Raw genomic sequence first — 16,217 nt, forward strand, 5'->3', positions numbered from 1 at the left:
TCATACAAGTTTGCCGCAGATGGCTGGCGCGCGTTACTGTGATCCTGCAAGACCTTTGCACGATCCTCCAGACTTGCCCATCTTTACCAAGCGCCCGCCCCAGCTTTCCTGACGATTCATGCATAATAATAGCCATGCATACATTGACCCTTCCGCAAGACGAACTCGCCGCCATGATCAGCCGCCACGCGCCCGGCGACGGCGATTACAGCACGGTAGTCGGCAACCTGAGCCTGCACCGCCAGTCGGCGCCCACCGAATCGCTGTTTCACGCGGTGCGCCCCAGCGTGGCGCTGATCGTGCAAGGCGCGAAAAAAGTCACCCTGGGCAGCGCCACCTTTCATTACAGCCGCATGCAGTATCTGCTGACCTCTGTCGATTTGCCAGTGCAAGTGCGGGTGGTGGAGGCGAGCGCCGAAGCACCTCATTTATGCGTGGTGCTAGCCATCGACAGCGCCGACGTGGCAGCCCTGGTGACAGGCGAAAACGCGGCGCAGCCCATGCCGATTCCGGCCGCGCGCGGCATTTCCGTCAGCGACGTGTCGCCGGAACTGCTGGACGCCATGCTGCGCCTGGTGCGCCTGCTCGACAAGCCCGATGAAGTGGCCGCGCTGGCGCCCTTGATACGCCGCGAACTGACTTTCCGCCTGTTGAATGGTCCCGTCGGCGGGCGGCTGCGCCATATGGCGCTGGCCAGCAGCCAGTCGCACCAGGTGGGGCAAGCGATCGACTGGATCAAGCACAATTACGCGCAGCCGCTGCGCATCGAACACCTGGCGGGCATGGCGAACATGAGCATGTCTTCCCTGCACCACCACTTCAAGACCATCACCGCGATGACGCCGATGCAGTACCAGAAGCTGCTGCGCCTGCAGGAAGCGCGGCGCTTGATGCTGGTCGAACGGATCGACGCAGGCACGGCCGGTTACCGTGTGGGTTATGCCAGCGAATCGCAATTCAGCCGCGAATACAGCCGCCAGTTCGGCCAGGCGCCGATGCGCGACGTGGGCCAGGTGCGGGCGCAGATGGGTGCCGTGCCAACTGCCTATTCAACCCCAACCTGACCAAAACCGCCGCCACCAGGCGTCTCGATCACGAACACGTCGCCCGGCTGCATCTGCGTCTTGCCGATATGCGGCAGGCGCTCCACGGTGCCGTCGACGCGTTCCACGGTATTGCGCCCCAGCGCGCCCGGTTCGCCCCCGTCCATGCCGAACGGCGGAATCATGCGGTTGTTCGACAGGATGGCGGCCGTCATCGCTTGCAGGAAGCGCACCCTGCGCACGCCGCCATTGCCGCCGCACCAAAGCCCCGCGCCTCCCGATCCGGCGCGAATCGCGTAGCTATCGAGTCGCACGGGAAAGCGCCATTCGAGGATTTCGGGGTCCGTCAGCCGAGAGTTGGTCATGTTTGTCTGCACCACGTCCGTACCATTGAAGCCAGGACCGGCGCCGGAACCGCCCGAGATGGTTTCGTAATACTGGTATTGCGCATTGCCGAATGTGAAATTGTTCATCGTGCCCTGCGACGCGGCCATCGCCCCCAGCGCGCCATACAGGGCGTTGGTGATGCAGGTCGAGGTTTCCACATTGCCCGATACGACCGACGCGGGATACTGCGGATTGAGCATGGAGCCAGGCGGAATGATCACCGTCAAAGGCTTCAGGCAGCCCGCGTTAAGGGGAATATCGTCATCGACCAGCGTGCGGAATACATACAGCACGGCCGCCATGCAGACGGCAGACGGCGCATTGAAATTGTTCGGCAGCTGGCAGGACGTGCCCGTGAAATCGATGGTGGCGTTGCGCGTGGCGGCATCGACCCTGATCGCCACCCTGATCTGCGCGCCGTTATCGAGGTCCAGCACATAGGCGCCATCGCGCAAGGTGCCGATCACCCGGCGCACCGCTTCTTCCGCGTTATCCTGCACATGGCCCATATACGCTTGCACGACATCGTGGCCAAAATGGGCCACCATCTTGTGCAATTCCTCGGCGCCCTTCTGGTTGGCCGCCACCTGGGCCCGCAGGTCGGCCAGATTTTGCTGCGGATTGCGCGCCGGATAGCGGGCGCCCGCCAGCAAAGCCAGCGTTTCGCGTTCCAGTAACAGGCCCGTGCCGCCGTCGACCAGCTTGAAATTATCGATCAGGACGCCCTCTTGCTCGATATGCGTGGAATCGGGCGGCATGGAGCCTGGCGTGGTGCCGCCGATATCGGCATGGTGGCCGCGCGAACCCACGTAAAACAGGATGGACTCGCCTGCCGCATCGAACACGGGCGAGATCACCGTCACGTCGGGCAAATGCGTGCCGCCGTGATAAGGGTCGTTCAGCATGAAGACGTCGCCTGGCCGCATGTTGCCACTATTCCTCGTCATGACAGTGCGGATGCTCTCGCCCATGGAACCCAGGTGCACGGGCATATGGGGCGCGTTGGCGATCAGGTTGCCATCGGCGTCGAAGATCGCGCAGCTGAAATCGAGCCTCTCCTTGATGTTGACCGAATGGGCTGTGTTTTGCAGGCGCAGTCCCATCTGCTCGGCAATCGACATGAACAGATTATTGAAAATTTCCAGCATCACCGGGTCGGCATTCGTGCCAATCGCCCGCCGCTCGGGCAGCGCTTGCACTCTGCGCAAGATCAAGTGGCCATGCGGCGTGACCGATGCACGCCAGCCCGGTTCGATCACGGTGGTGGCGTTGGCGTCCGTGACGATGGCCGGACCGTTGATCTGGTCACCGGGCCGCAAGGTGTTAGCTGCATAAAAGCCGCTATCGCGCCACTGGCCCGCGCTATACATGGCCACTATTTCAAGCGGGGCCAGCCCGCCCGCACGGTCGGCATACGATGGCGCCGCGATGTCGGGCGCGTCCGAGGCGCCGATGGCTTCCACGGAAATCGCCTCGACGATCAGCGAGCGCGTCGGCATCAAGAAGGAAAAGCGCTTTTTATAGGCAGCCTCGAACTGAGCCTGCATGCCGGGCTGCGTATCGAACAGCACGATCAACGGTGAATCGGTGCCCTCGTAGCGCAGATGCACGCGCCGTATCAAGGAAATGCGCTCCGCTGTCACGCCCTGCTCCAGCAAGTCTGCTCTCGCCTGTGCGCCCAGAGTTTCGAAATCGCCATGCAAATCCACGCCCAGCCTGACTTCGATGGCGCGCTCGCGCATGGCGCTCTGGTCGGCCAGGCCCATGCCGTAGGCGGACATCACGCCTGCCAGCGCATGGATAAAGACGGTCTTCATGCCCAGCGCATCGGCCACCAGGCAGGCATGCTGGCCACCCGCGCCGCCAAAGCTGGTCAGGGCGTAATCGCTGACATCGTGGCCGCGCTGCACGGAAATCTGCTTGATGGCGTTGGCCATATTGCCCACCGCGATAGCGATATAGCCTTCGGCCACCTGCTCCGGCGTGGACCCCACAGTGCGCGCCAGCGCTTCGAACTGGGTGCGCACGGTAGCCACGTCCAGCGCTTCATTGGCGTCCGGCCCGAATACGCGGGGAAAGTGCGCGGGCTGCAGCTTGCCCAGCATGACGTTACAGTCGGTGACAGCCAGCGGCCCGCCGCGCCGGTAGCTGGCGGGGCCGGGATTGGCGCCCGCGCTGTCCGGCCCCACGCGATAGCGGGCGCCGTCGAAATGCAGAATGGAGCCGCCGCCGGCAGCTACCGTGTGAATGCTCATCATGGGCGCGCGCATGCGCACGCCGGCGATCTGCGTTTCGAACACGCGCTCGAACTCGCCCGCATAATGCGATACGTCCGTCGACGTGCCGCCCATGTCGAAGCCGATCACCCGGTCGAAACCGGCCAACTGGCTGGCGCGCACCATGCCGACGATGCCGCCGGCCGGGCCGGACAAGATGCTGTCCTTGCCCTGGAATGCACGCGCATCGCTCAAGCCGCCATTCGACTGCATGAACTGCAGGTGCACCCCGGGCAATTCCACCGCCAATTGATCCACATAGCGGCGCAGTATCGGTGACAGATAAGCGTCCACCACGGTCGTGTCGCCGCGCGCCACCAGCTTCATCATCGGGCTGACCTCGTGCGACACGGATACCTGCGTAAAGCCGGCCTGGCGCGCCAGTTCCGCCACCGCAGCCTCGTGCGCCGGATAGCGGTAGCCGTGCATGAACACAATCGCGATCGAACGCAAGCCGCGCGCATGCGCCTGTGCCAAAGCCGCCTGCGCGGCCGCTTCGTCGAGCAGCGTCACCACTTCGCCGTGGGCGCCCATGCGTTCATCGATCTCGATCACTTCGCCATACAGCAGCTCGGGCAGCACGATATGGCGGACAAACAGTTGCGGGCGGTTCTGGTAGGCGATGCGCAAGGCGTCGCGGAAACCGCGCGTGATGGCCAGCACGGTCGGTTCGCCCTTGCGCTCCAGCAGCGCATTGGTGGCGACCGTGGTCCCCATCTTGATCGCGCCCAGGCTTTCCACCGGCAGCGGCGCATCGGGCGCCAGCTGCATCAAATGGCGCATGCCAGCCAGCGCCGCATCGCGGTACTGGCCCGGATTTTCCGACAGCAGCTTGTGCGTGGCCAGGCTGCCGTCGGGACGGCGCGCCACGATATCGGTAAACGTACCGCCCCGGTCGATCCAGAATTGCCACTCCATCGCCCTGCCCTCCAGCTAAGTGAGATGCTTATATGTTAGATGGTTATTGTAATGGTGATTCAGCACAGGGTTTAAGCTGGACTTCAGCGGTGCGCCCTTGCCATCGACATGGATAGACCTTATGTTGAATGGATACTGACAAATGGAATACGCCATGACCTTGCCCATCTCCCCTACCGACACCACCGCCCCCTTGTACTCCATCGCCGAGATCCGCGCCGTCGAACTGTCGACCGCTGCCACCCTGCCAGAAGCCGCATTGATGCAGCGCGCGGGCCAGGCAGCGGCCACCGCCGCATTAAAACTGCTCAATGGTGCGCAAGATGACGGCGCCGGCCACAGGCGCGTGCTGGTACTGGCTGGCCCCGGCAACAATGGCGGCGACGCCTTCGAGGTGGCGGCCCACCTGGCTGGCAGCGGCATCGAAGTGCTGGTGTGGACGGCGCCCGAAGCGTTAGCCACCTCGCCTGAACGCGAACAGGCACTGGCCCGCGCCCGCAACAGCGTGGCGCGCTTCATCAGCGCCGACACCGGTATGGCCTCGGTGGCGGTCGGTGCGGCGCCGTGGAACCTGGTGATCGATGGCTTGTTCGGCATCGGTGCTTCCCGCCCCCTGAACGACGCCTGCCGCGACGTGGCGCAACTGGTCAACCAGCTCGATTGCCCCATACTGGCGCTTGACGTGCCCAGCGGCCTGGATGCAGACACGGGCGCCGTTGATGGCGTAGCCATCCGCGCCAGCCACACCATCACCTTCATCGGCGACAAGCCAGGCTTGCACACGGCCGATGGCCTTGATCATGCAGGCAGCGTGGAAGTGGCCGCGCTGGCGATCGATCCGGCGCTGCTGCCGCCAGCGAAAGCACAGTTGAATGGCCTGCATCTGTTCCGCAGGCAGTTGCAGCCGCGCCGCCAGAATACGCACAAGGGCAGCTTTGGCAGCCTGGCCGTGATCGGCGGCGCGCCGGGCATGGCGGGTGCGCCCATCCTGTCGGCACGCACTGCCCTGCACGCAGGCGCGGGAAGGGTCTACGTGGCGTTCGCCGGCACGCCGCCCGCCTACGACAGCGGCCAGCCTGAACTGATGTGCCGGCCCGCGGCAGACCTGGATTTCTCGGGTTTCAATTACTCGGCGCTGGTGGCCGGCCCCGGCCTGGGCGATAGCCTAGACGCCGTGGAATTGCTGCAGCGGGCCATCGATAGCGACAGCCCCTTGCTGCTGGACGCCGACGCGCTCAACCTGATGACGGCCGAACCGGAACTGCAATCGGCGCTGGCCACGCGTGCCGGCGCCACGATATTGACGCCGCATCCGCTGGAAGCGGCCCGTTTGCTCGACATGACGGTGGCGCAGGTGCAGGCTGACCGCCTGGCCGCCGCCCGCCAGCTGGCAGCCCAGCTGGGCGTGATCGTCGTATTGAAAGGCGCAGGTACGGTGGTGGCAAGCCAGGATGGCAAGGTGGTGATCAATACCACGGGCGGCCCGGCCCTGGCCACGGCCGGCACGGGTGATGTATTGTCCGGCCTGTGCGGCAGTCTGCTGGCGCAGGGCTGGCCCGAATGGGAAGCGGCCATCGCCGCCGTCTGGCTGCATGGCGCCGCCGCCGATGCGCTGGTGGCCGCCGGCAGCGGACCGATCGGCTTGACGGCTGGCGAATTGATACCGGCGATCCGCAAGCTGATGAATAGCTTGACGGCCTAGACCAAACGACCCGCCGCAATCGTGATCGTGCGGCCGCAGCGGGCCGCTATCGAGGTATCGTGGGTCACCAGCACCAGGGTCGAACCGCGTTCGCGGTTCAACTCAAACATCAGCTGGATCACGGCTTCGCCGGTGGCCGCATCCAGGCTGCCGGTGGGTTCATCGGCGAACAGCAGCGGTGGTTCGGTCACAAAGGCGCGCGCCAGGGCCACGCGCTGCTGCTCGCCGCCGGACAGGTATTTCGGATAGTGCTTGAGACGGCTGCCCAGGTTGACCCGGCCCAGCATGGCTTGCGCCTTTTCCTTTGCATCGGGGTCGCCGCGCAATTCCAGCGGCAGCATGACGTTTTCCAGTGCCGTCAGATGGGTCAGCAGCTGGAAGGACTGGAACACGAAACCCAGCTTTTCCTTGCGAAAGCCGGCCCGGCCATCTTCATCGAGCGCGAAGATATCGGTGCCGTCGAGGATGACCTTGCCTTCGGTGGGCGTGTCCAGGCCGGCCAGCAAACCGAGCAAGGTGGATTTGCCGGAACCGGATGCGCCGACGATGGCCAGCGTCTCGGCCGTTTGCACGGTAAAATCAACGTGATGCAGGATGGTCAGCTCACCATCGGCATCGGGTACGCGCTTGGCCAGATTACGCACTTCAATCGCGGGCTGGCCGCTTTGGCCAGTCGTGGCTGCCGGCTTGTGGGCCGCTGCCGCTTCGGGAAGAAAATTGATGGAAGTCGCTTTAGGGAATTCGGGCATGCTGATCTATCTTAAAAAAATTCGTGAACACAGTGGTGAAAAGGTCAGCCGCATGCGGCGACGCACCCTGTCCTTGCTTCCTGCGGCAGCCCTGCTGATGGCAGCAGGCATGGCGAACGCCTATTCTGCACCAAAAACGCTGCTGGTGCTCGGCGATAGCCTCTCTGCCGAATATGGTTTGGCACGCGGCACGGGCTGGGTTGCCCTGCTGGAACAGCGTTTAAAAACACAAAACAATAACACGCAGGTCGTCAACGCCAGCATCAGCGGCGAAACCACCAGCGGCGGCCGCGCGCGCCTGCCAGCCCTGCTGTCCAAGCACCACCCTGACGTGGTGCTGATCGAACTGGGCGCCAACGACGGTTTGCGCGGCTTGCCTGTGGCCGCCGCCGAAGCGAATTTGCGCGCCATGGGCGAGGCGGTAAAACAAGCCGGCGCACAGGTGGTGCTGGTCGGCATGCGCATGCCACCCAACTATGGCCGCGACTATGCGGACAAATTCTCTGCCTTGTATGCCAGGCTGGGCAAGGAATGGAAAGCGCCGCTGGTGCCCTTCATGTTCGCCGGCGTGCCCGACCAGCCGCAATTCTTCCAGGCCGACCGCATGCACCCCACTGCCATCGCCCACCCTACCATCCTCAACAATATCTGGCCGCAACTGGCGCCCTTGTTAAAGGCGCACAAGTGAAAGCTTGATTGATATAGTTTAGTGGATATGCCTTAAAACCTGCTCATCGGCAAGGGCTACAGTGACCAGTCCGGTCACGATGAAGGCTTGTCATGAGCGACACGCAAGGCAGCGATCCTGACAACCCATTCGATGCAAAAGTCGCCGTGGTGGTGGGCCAGGCAGACCTTCAATATGCCTGCCTTGCTGGGCGAAACGGGCGCTGGCACGGCGCTGACGAACGTGGCGCTGGCGATCGCCTATGCCAACCACGTAGGTGGTCCCGTACTGGTGGCGGGCACCAGTGAAGCGCAACAGGTGACGGCGCTGGTGGTCGCGCCGCCGGCCGTGATCCGTCCCATCGATCACGACAAAGCCTGGTTTCGCGCCCGTGGCGGCAATACCGTCTTCTTGCCATGGTGGGGCTTGCGCTACGATGCGCGGCCGGGATCGCAGGGTTATTCGAGATAAATTAAGTTTGTACCCAAAAAAAATAGCCGCTCGAAAGCGGCTATTTTTATGGCTAAAAGCAATCTATTACGGTGCTTCCGGTGCCTGGGCTGGGGCGGCGATCGGTTTCACGATCTTGACCTTGGCCTTGGTTTTCAGGTATTCGACGTAATCAAACATTTCCTGTTGCGACAGGATGTTGCCGATCTGGTCTTTCTCTTGCTGGCGGCGTGCCTGGTCGACTTCGGCTGGCTGTTGTACCTTGCCGATGCGGTAGATGCCGTAGCCCATGGCTGGCAGGTCCACTCCCACGTAGGCTGGCAGCTTGCTGGTGTCGGCCTTCATCACTTGCGCGATGGCGGCGCGGTTGATGCCGTCCAGCTTGCTGCGCGATACCCATTGTGCGGCGCCGAAACCGGTCGCGTCACCCGAGGTTTTCAAGGCGGCCAATTTGGTTTCGCCGTCTTTCTTCGCCAGTTTTTCCGCTTCTTCCATGGTCACGCGCTGACGGATCATGGCATCGACTTCAGCCAGTGGACGCTTCGCAGCAGCCTGGAACTCGACGATACGGCCCGATATCAGGGTATTGGGCGCAATTTCCACGGCTTCCGTATTGCGCTTGTCTTTCAGCGAATCGTTCGAGAACAATACTTTCAGAAACTTGGCGTTGTTGTACGGCGCTGCGCCCAGTACCGGCGATGGCGTCATGCCGACATTCGCAACGGTTTCCACTTTCAGTTTCAGCTTGTCAGCCACTGGCTTCAGGCTATCCGATTGGGTGTACACCAGGTCGGTGAATTGCTCGGCCAGGTCCGAGAATTTCTTCGCGGCGAACTGCTTGCGCAAATCCGCGGTAATCTGGCCTTTGACTTCGTCCAGCGTTTGCACGTGTTCCGGCTTGTCGGAAGTCACGGTCAGGATGTGGTAGCCGTAGTCCGAAGCAACAACATCGCTGATCTCGCCTTGCTTGAGCTTGGCAACTGCATCTTGCAGCGGTTTCGGCAAGCCATCCTTGACGACTACGCCCAGGTCACCACCCTGTTCGGCAGAAGCTGGATCTTGCGACTTGGCCTTGGCGATAGCAGCAAACTCGGCTGGCGTCTTGCGCACTTCAGCCAGGATGGTCTCAGCCTTGGCCTTGGCGGCTGCCTTGTCGGCGGCGCTGGCGTCTTTTTTGACAGCGATCAGGATGTGGCTGGCACGACGCTCTTCCGGGCTGGTGAAAGCCTTCTGGTTTTTCGCGTAGTAGCTGGACACATCGGCATCGCTGACATCGACCTGGTCGCTGACGGAAGCGCTGTCCAGGACGGCGTATTCGATCTTCGCGTGGGCCGGGATTTCAAACTGCTTGCCGTTCTTGTCGTAGAACGCCTTGACCATCTCGTCCGTGACCTTGACTTGCGACACGTACTGGGCGATCGGCAACAGCAGTTCCTGCACTTCACGCTCTTCCGAGGTGATGTCCGACAGGCGCTTGCTGACGGCGTTCGGCACGAAGGCGCTGCCTTGTACGGCGCCAGCCAGTTGCTGCAGGGCCAGGTCGCTGCGGCGGCGCGCATCGTACATCTGCGGCGTCATGCCTTGCGCGGCCAGCATCTGCTTGTAGCGTTCCAGGTCGAATTTACCGTCCGGCAAGGTCAAGCCTGGAATTTCCAGCACTTCCTTTTGCAGCACGGCATCGCTGATGACCAGGTGGCTGCGGCCAACTTCGGCAGCCACGGCACGTTCAGCGATCAGGTTATCGAGGATGCCCTTGCGCGCTTCCGGCGTGTCGAACATTTTCTGGTCAAACTGCTCGCCCATCATCTGGCGGTAGCGGTCGATCTGCTGGCGTTGCGCTTCTTCATATTGCTGCTGCGTGATGACCTGATCGCCGACCTTGGCGATGGTGTTCGCGCCGTCGCCGAAGCTTTGGTAGCCACTGATACCGACCAGTGCAAAGGACGGGACGATGATCAACATCAGGAGAAACTGCATCAAGCGTCGATGGGTACGAATAAATTCAAACATGGTCAGCCAATTCGGGATGAGTGGATCACTATAAAAAAAGGCGAACATGCGTTCGCCTTGATTTCTTCGGCGGAATGGACGGGACAGATGTCCACTTCCCCTTTAAATTCAACAACTTGGCGCTGGAACTAAAGCAGGATTCTGACGCCCAAGCTATTACCTCCTGATTCTACAATGCCCATAGCGCTATAGCAAGGGTAAATCAGGGTGCGCGCCCTGTCCCGAGGCGCAGCCTAGACCCCTACAACAGCGCTGGCGATGCATGCCATTGAACATGGACAAACTTAAAGGCGATTTAAAAACTTGCTGATTCTTTATTCAAAATACCGCGCAGAATATTTAAAAGGCAAACACCAAAGATAATCGGCGAGATAAAACAAAAAACCCGCCAGACTTTACAGTCTGGCGGGTTCTCATATTCTGGCGGAGCGGACGGGACTCGAACCCGCGACCCCCGACGTGACAGGCCGGTATTCTAACCAACTGAACTACCACTCCTAAAGAGCGTATTTTTTTTGGCGGAGCGGACGGGACTCGAACCCGCGACCTCCGACGTGACAGGCCGGCATTCTAACCAACTGAACTACCACTCCGTAAAAATACACTTGCTACTGCATTTGTATTCAAGGCCGCGAACTGACTGGCAATTAACAACCTTGAATTTACAGCACCCGAAGATGCTGCCAAACGTTTTCGGTGATTGTCACCTCACCGAAGTCGATTAGTTTACAGCATCCTTCAAAGCTTTACCAGCTTTAAATTTTGGAACTTTAGCAGCTTCGATGGTGATTGCTTCTTTGGTGCGTGGGTTGCGGCCAGTGCGTTCTGCACGTTCGCTTACCGAGAAGGTACCGAAACCAACCAGCGTGACGCTGTCGTTGTTTTTCAAAGTTTCCGTTACGCCGCCGATAACAGCGTCGAGTGCGCGCGCAGCGGCGGCTTTGGAAATGTCAGCTTTTTCAGCAATGTGGTCGATCAATTCAGTCTTGTTCACTAGCATCCCCAATTACAAAGGTATAAAACGTTACCGTATCCTTGCGGCACTTTTGGCACCACAGCTATCCGGCGAAAAAAATGTGCAGCCGTATTAAACAAGCCACACAGTAGGTGTGTCAAGCGCTTTGGGGGCGCAATTCACGTTTGAATATAAAACAAGCGCTCTAAAAGCGCTTGTTTTAGGAAAACAACGGTAAAACGTTAGTGTTTTACCACCTCGCCCGCAGCATCAGGCTTGGCAGCCGCCGCCGTCACCGCTTCCACGGCAGCGACTTCTGCCAGTGGTTCAGGCAAGCGCTCCAGGGCGATTTCCAGCACTTTATCGATCCAGCGCACCGGCACGATCTCGAGCTTGTTCTTGACGTTGTCCGGAATATCGGCCAGGTCTTTCACGTTTTGCTCTGGGATCAAGACCGTCTTGATACCGCCGCGATGGGCTGCCAGCAGCTTTTCTTTCAAGCCGCCGATCGGCAACACTTCGCCGCGCAAGGTGATCTCGCCCGTCATCGCCACGTCGGCGCGCACAGGAATGCCCGTGAAGACCGACACCATCGCCACCGTCATCGCTGCGCCAGCCGATGGACCATCCTTCGGTGTCGCACCTTCCGGCACGTGGATGTGGATATCGCTTTTCTCGAACACGTCCGCCTTGATGCCCAGGCGCTGGGCCCGGCTGCGCACGACGGTACGTGCCGCTTCGATCGATTCCTTCATCACGTCGCCCAGGGTGCCGGTGCGTATCACGCCACCCTTGCCCGGCATCGACACGGCCTCGATGGTCAGCAAGTCCCCGCCCACCTCGGTCCATGCCAGGCCGACCACTTGGCCCACTTGGTTTTCTTTCTCGGCGACACCGAAATCGTAGCGGCGCACACCGAGGAATTTATCCAGGTTTTTCGAGTTGACGATGACTTTCTTGTCCGATTTTTTCAGCAGCAGCATCTTGACGACCTTGCGGCAGATCTTCGACACTTCACGCTCAAGCGAACGCACACCGGCTTCCCGCGTGTAGTAGCGGATGATGTCGCGCAGCGCCGATTCGGCCACCGAAATTTCCTCTTCCTTCAGACCATTGTTCTTGATCTGTTTCGGCAGCAGATAACGTTGCGCGATGCTGGTTTTTTCGTCTTCCGTGTAACCGGACAGGCGAATTACTTCCATGCGGTCGAGCAAGGCTGGCGGAATATTGTACGAGTTCGAGGTCGCCACGAACATCACGTCCGACAAGTCGAAATCGACTTCGATGTAATGGTCGGAGAACGTGTGGTTCTGTTCCGGATCGAGCACTTCCAGCAGCGCCGACGAAGGATCGCCACGGAAATCGGCGCCCATCTTGTCGACTTCATCGAGCAGGAACAGGGGATTGCGCACGCCGACTTTCGACAGCGATTGCAAGATCTTGCCCGGCATCGAGCCGATGTAGGTACGGCGATGGCCGCGGATCTCGGCTTCGTCGCGCACGCCACCCAAGGCCATGCGCACGAACTTGCGGTTCGTGGCGCGGGCAATCGATTGGCCCAGCGAGGTTTTACCCACGCCTGGAGGACCGACGAAGCACAGGATAGGCGCCTTGAGCTTGTCGACGCGCTGTTGCACCGCGAGGTATTCCAGGATGCGTTCTTTCACCTTGTCGAGGCCGTAGTGGTCGCCTTCGAGCACTTTCTCGGCATTCGACAGATCGTTATTGACCTTGGATTTCTTTTTCCACGGCAAGTTGACCAGGGTGTCGATATAGTTGCGCACCACGGTCGCTTCGGCCGACATCGGCGACATCAGCTTGAGCTTTTTCAACTCGTTGGTGGCTTTGTCGAGCGCTTCCTTCGGCATTTTGGCCGAAGCGACTTTTTTCTCCAGCTCGTCGAGATCGGCACCATCTTCGCCCTCGCCCAGTTCTTTCTGGATTGCCTTGACCTGTTCGTTCAGGTAGTACTCGCGCTGCGATTTTTCCATCTGGCGCTTGACACGGCCACGGATGCGTTTTTCCACCTGCAGGATGTCGAGCTCGCCTTCGAGCTGGCCCAGCAGGTGCTCGAGGCGCTTGGCCACACTGAAAATTTCCAGGATGACTTGTTTTTGCTCAAGCTTCAGCGGCAAGTGGGCCGCCACCGTGTCGGCCAGGCGGCCGGCATCATCGATGCCCGACAGCGATGCCAGGATCTCGGGCGGGATTTTTTTGTTCAGTTTGACGTACTGGTCGAACTGCTGCACGATCGCGCGGCGCATCGCTTCGACTTCCGACTCGTCGCCCGGCTCGGATTCGAGCGGCGTCAGGTCGGCGATGAAATGCGTAGGTGCATCGCTGATGTGGTTGATACGGGCACGCTGGGCGCCTTCGACCAGCACCTTGACGGTGCCGTCGGGCAGCTTCAGCATTTGCAGAATATTGGCGACGCAGCCAATTTCATAGATATCCGAAGGCGATGGTTCGTCCTTCGCGGCTGCTTTTTGAGCGGCAAGCATGATGCTCTTGCCCTGCTCCATCGCAGCTTCAAGCGCCTTGATCGACTTTGGACGGCCAACGAACAGCGGTATCACCATATGCGGGAAAACGACGACATCCCGCAACGGCAATAACGGCAGTTGAGTTTGCTCAGTTAATTTGGAAGTTGTCATGGCGTACCTTATAGAAAGCGTGTTTACGATGTTGGCGCTCGCTGCCAAAACACAAGACCGGCGAGAATAAATAATTCTGTGAAAGAAACATCAAACTTGGTATCAAGCCCATGCATCAAGCTTATACATCAAGCTCATTTCACAAGAAACACACCCGCATGACTCTCAGGGTCAGACTTTGTAATAAAAAAGCCACACGCAGCGAAATGCGGCGAGTGGCTTTTCGATTGAAGCCTGCACTGATTGATTTAAATTGTACTGCCATGCTTTAAGGAATCAAAACCCTTTTTATGCATTTAGTGCGGCAAAACTCAATTTTCTCCGGAGGCCTTGGCAGTCTCTTGATAAATCAACAAAGGTTTGGCACCGCTGGTGATGGTATTTTCGTCGATAACGACTTTCACCACATTTTGTTCGCTCGGCAGTTCATACATGACGTCCAGCAAAGCGTGTTCCAGGATGGAGCGCAAACCACGCGCGCCGGTCTTGCGCGCCAGGGCTTTCTTGGCGATCGCATGCAGCGCAGCAGGACGAATCTCCAGTTCCGCGCCTTCCATGTCCAGCAGCTTCGAATACTGCTTGATCAGCGCATTCTTCGGCTCGACCAGGATCTGGATCAGCGCTTCTTCTGTCAATTCCGCCAGGGTGGCGATGACAGGCAGACGGCCGACCAGTTCCGGGATCAGGCCAAACTTGACCAGGTCTTCCGGTTCCGCATCCAGCAGCAGCTCGCTCGACGAACGCTGCGACTTGCTGCGCACGTTGGCCGAGAAGCCGATGCCGCTCTTTTCGGAACGGTTGGCGATCACCTTGGCCAGGCCATCGAAGGCGCCGCCGCAGATGAACATGATGTTGGTGGTGTCGATCTGCACGAAATCCTGGTTAGGATGCTTGCGGCCGCCTTGTGGCGGTACCGAAGCCATGGTGCCTTCGATCAGTTTCAGCAAGGCTTGCTGCACGCCTTCGCCGGAGACGTCGCGCGTGATCGACGGATTGTCGGACTTGCGCGAAATCTTGTCGATTTCATCGATGTAGACGATGCCGCGCTGGGCTTTTTCCACATCGTAGTTGCAGCTTTGCAGCAACTTCTGAATGATGTTTTCCACGTCCTCACCCACATAACCGGCTTCGGTCAGGGTAGTCGCGTCGGCGATCACGAACGGCACGTTGAGCATGCGCGCCAGGGTCTGGGCCAGCAGGGTCTTGCCCGAGCCGGTAGGACCAACCAGCAAGATGTTGCTTTTCGCCAGTTCGATATCGTCTTTTTTGCCCAGGTGCTTGAGGCGTTTGTAATGGTTGTACACGGCCACCGACAGGATGCGCTTGGCAGTCTGTTGGCCGATCACGTACTGATCCAGCAAGGCAGCAATTTCTTGCGGCGTCGGCAGATCGGATTTGGTGCCGCCGGTCACCGTCTCGATGCTCGACGTTTCATCGCGGATGATGTCGTTGCACAGGTCGATGCACTCATCGCAAATGAACACGGACGGGCCGGCGATGAGTTTTTTCACCTCGTGCTGGCTTTTGCCGCAGAACGAGCAATACAGTAATTTTTCGCCGCTAGAGGATTTTTTGTCTGACATAAGGCATTTTGGTTGGAACTGCATTAACAATATTGCAAAATCGCTGGCCGGGTTGCTATGGCACAAGCTGCTTGCATAAGCACCATGCTACCCGAAATAAAAGCGAAACGCCCGAACGTTTGAGCGCCCGGGCGTTTACTTACGTACTTAGCAATACCGGTAGGGGCACATCAAGCGCGGCTGGTCAACACTTTGTCGATCAAGCCATACTCGACAGCCTCGTCGGCGGACATGAAACGGTCGCGGTCGGTGTCCTTGGCGATCTGTTCGATCGACTGGCCCGTGCGCTCGGCCATGATGCCGTTCAAGCGGGTGCGCAAGTACAGGATTTCCCTGGCCTGGATTTCAATGTCCGAAGCCATGCCTTGCGAGCCACCGGAAGGCTGGTGAATCATGATACGCGAGTTAGGCAGCGAGAAACGCTTGCCCTTGGCGCCAGCGGCCAGCAGGAAAGCGCCCATCGAAGCGGCCATGCCCGTGCACAGGGTCGAGACGTCCGGCTTGATGAACTGCATCGTGTCGTAGATGGCCATGCCGGCCGAAACCGAACCACCTGGCGAGTTGATGTAGAGCGAGATTTCCTTTTCCGGATTTTCGCTTTCCAGGAACAGCAGCTGGGCGACCACCAGGTTGGCCATCTGGTCATTGACCGGGCCGACCATGAAAATCAAGCGTTCCTTCAGCAGGCGCGAGTAAATATCATACGAGCGCTCGCCGCGACCGCTTTGTTCCACCACCATCGGCACCAGGCCGAGCATCTCTGTGTCCAGCGCCGGATTACGGTTCATACCTGTCATTTCATTTCCTTGTGAAGCAGTTAGCG

General features: G+C 59.7%; 11 protein-coding genes and 2 tRNA genes. 4 read left to right on the top strand and 9 right to left on the bottom strand.

Annotation, left to right across the window (positions count from 1 at the left end):
- Window positions 1-134 precede the first annotated feature (134 nt).
- Window positions 135-1,064, top strand: coding sequence for an AraC family transcriptional regulator (locus HDE75_RS00450; protein ID WP_183678969.1), 930 nt, complete (start codon window positions 135-137; stop codon window positions 1,062-1,064).
- Here HDE75_RS00450 and HDE75_RS00455 read toward each other — a convergent pair.
- Window positions 1,046-4,624 carry a hydantoinase B/oxoprolinase family protein gene (locus HDE75_RS00455; RefSeq protein WP_183678971.1) on the bottom strand — a complete coding sequence of 1,193 codons (3,579 nt, stop codon included), beginning with the start codon at window positions 4,622-4,624 and terminating at the stop codon, window positions 1,046-1,048. The genes HDE75_RS00450 and HDE75_RS00455 overlap by 19 nt on opposite strands.
- Window positions 4,625-4,778: 154 nt before the next feature.
- On the opposite strand from HDE75_RS00455, the gene HDE75_RS00460 reads away from it, so the two are divergent.
- Entirely contained in the window at window positions 4,779-6,326 is a 1,548-nt protein-coding gene (locus HDE75_RS00460) for an NAD(P)H-hydrate dehydratase (RefSeq protein WP_183678973.1), read from the top strand.
- On the opposite strand, the gene HDE75_RS00465 is transcribed toward HDE75_RS00460, so the two are convergent.
- Window positions 6,323-7,075: an ABC transporter ATP-binding protein gene (locus tag HDE75_RS00465; RefSeq protein ID WP_260174198.1), complete on the bottom strand. Its 753-nt coding sequence runs from the start codon at window positions 7,073-7,075 to the stop codon at window positions 6,323-6,325. The two genes, HDE75_RS00460 and HDE75_RS00465, sit on opposite strands and share 4 nt — an antisense overlap.
- Between HDE75_RS00465 and HDE75_RS00470 the strand changes: the two genes are divergently transcribed.
- Both HDE75_RS00470 and HDE75_RS00475 read left to right on the top strand, forming a co-directional pair.
- The gene (locus HDE75_RS00470; protein WP_183678975.1) at window positions 7,074-7,763 is read left to right on the top strand and encodes an arylesterase; all 690 of its coding nucleotides are present in this window, start codon (window positions 7,074-7,076) and stop codon (window positions 7,761-7,763) included. The two genes, HDE75_RS00465 and HDE75_RS00470, sit on opposite strands and share 2 nt — an antisense overlap.
- A gap of 132 nt (window positions 7,764-7,895) precedes the next feature.
- Window positions 7,896-8,213: a hypothetical protein gene (locus tag HDE75_RS00475; protein WP_183678977.1), complete on the top strand. Its 318-nt coding sequence runs from the start codon at window positions 7,896-7,898 to the stop codon at window positions 8,211-8,213.
- Between the two features lie 66 nt (window positions 8,214-8,279).
- Here HDE75_RS00475 and HDE75_RS00480 read toward each other — a convergent pair whose 3' ends face one another.
- From HDE75_RS00480 to clpP, 7 genes are all read right to left on the bottom strand, one after another.
- A complete protein-coding gene (locus HDE75_RS00480) occupies window positions 8,280-10,202 on the bottom strand; it encodes a SurA N-terminal domain-containing protein (RefSeq protein ID WP_183678978.1) in 1,923 nt (640 codons plus the stop codon).
- A gap of 421 nt (window positions 10,203-10,623) precedes the next feature.
- A tRNA-Asp gene (locus tag HDE75_RS00485) sits at window positions 10,624-10,700 on the bottom strand.
- 18 nt (window positions 10,701-10,718) lie between these two features.
- Window positions 10,719-10,795 (bottom strand) — tRNA-Asp (locus HDE75_RS00490).
- 128 nt (window positions 10,796-10,923) lie between these two features.
- Window positions 10,924-11,196: an HU family DNA-binding protein gene (locus HDE75_RS00495; protein WP_010398442.1), complete on the bottom strand. Its 273-nt coding sequence runs from the start codon at window positions 11,194-11,196 to the stop codon at window positions 10,924-10,926.
- 203 nt (window positions 11,197-11,399) lie between these two features.
- Window positions 11,400-13,811, bottom strand: coding sequence for an endopeptidase La (lon, locus tag HDE75_RS00500; RefSeq protein WP_183678980.1), 2,412 nt, complete (start codon window positions 13,809-13,811; stop codon window positions 11,400-11,402).
- Between the two features lie 311 nt (window positions 13,812-14,122).
- Window positions 14,123-15,394, bottom strand: coding sequence for an ATP-dependent Clp protease ATP-binding subunit ClpX (gene clpX, locus HDE75_RS00505; protein ID WP_183678982.1), 1,272 nt, complete (start codon window positions 15,392-15,394; stop codon window positions 14,123-14,125).
- A gap of 170 nt (window positions 15,395-15,564) precedes the next feature.
- Window positions 15,565-16,182 (bottom strand): ATP-dependent Clp endopeptidase proteolytic subunit ClpP, encoded by a 618-nt coding sequence (clpP, locus tag HDE75_RS00510; RefSeq protein ID WP_373629889.1) that lies wholly within the window; start codon window positions 16,180-16,182, stop codon window positions 15,565-15,567.
- Window positions 16,183-16,217 lie beyond the last annotated feature (35 nt).

Source organism: Janthinobacterium silvisoli, assembly GCF_014200725.1.
GTDB lineage: Bacteria > Pseudomonadota > Gammaproteobacteria > Burkholderiales > Burkholderiaceae_D > Janthinobacterium.

Coding starts and splice junctions, on each gene's coding strand:
- HDE75_RS00470 (WP_183678975.1), top strand. CDS start 7,074: ATGCTGATCTATCTTAAAAAAATTCGTGAACACAGTGGTGAAAAGGTC.
- HDE75_RS00475 (WP_183678977.1), top strand. CDS start 7,896: ATGCAAAAGTCGCCGTGGTGGTGGGCCAGGCAGACCTTCAATATGCCT.
- HDE75_RS00480 (WP_183678978.1), bottom strand. CDS start 10,202: ATGTTTGAATTTATTCGTACCCATCGACGCTTGATGCAGTTTCTCCTG.
- HDE75_RS00455 (WP_183678971.1), bottom strand. CDS start 4,624: ATGGAGTGGCAATTCTGGATCGACCGGGGCGGTACGTTTACCGATATC.
- clpP (WP_373629889.1), bottom strand. CDS start 16,182: ATGAACCGTAATCCGGCGCTGGACACAGAGATGCTCGGCCTGGTGCCG.
- lon (WP_183678980.1), bottom strand. CDS start 13,811: ATGACAACTTCCAAATTAACTGAGCAAACTCAACTGCCGTTATTGCCG.
- HDE75_RS00460 (WP_183678973.1), top strand. CDS start 4,779: ATGACCTTGCCCATCTCCCCTACCGACACCACCGCCCCCTTGTACTCC.
- clpX (WP_183678982.1), bottom strand. CDS start 15,394: ATGTCAGACAAAAAATCCTCTAGCGGCGAAAAATTACTGTATTGCTCG.
- HDE75_RS00450 (WP_183678969.1), top strand. CDS start 135: ATGCATACATTGACCCTTCCGCAAGACGAACTCGCCGCCATGATCAGC.
- HDE75_RS00465 (WP_260174198.1), bottom strand. CDS start 7,075: ATGCCCGAATTCCCTAAAGCGACTTCCATCAATTTTCTTCCCGAAGCG.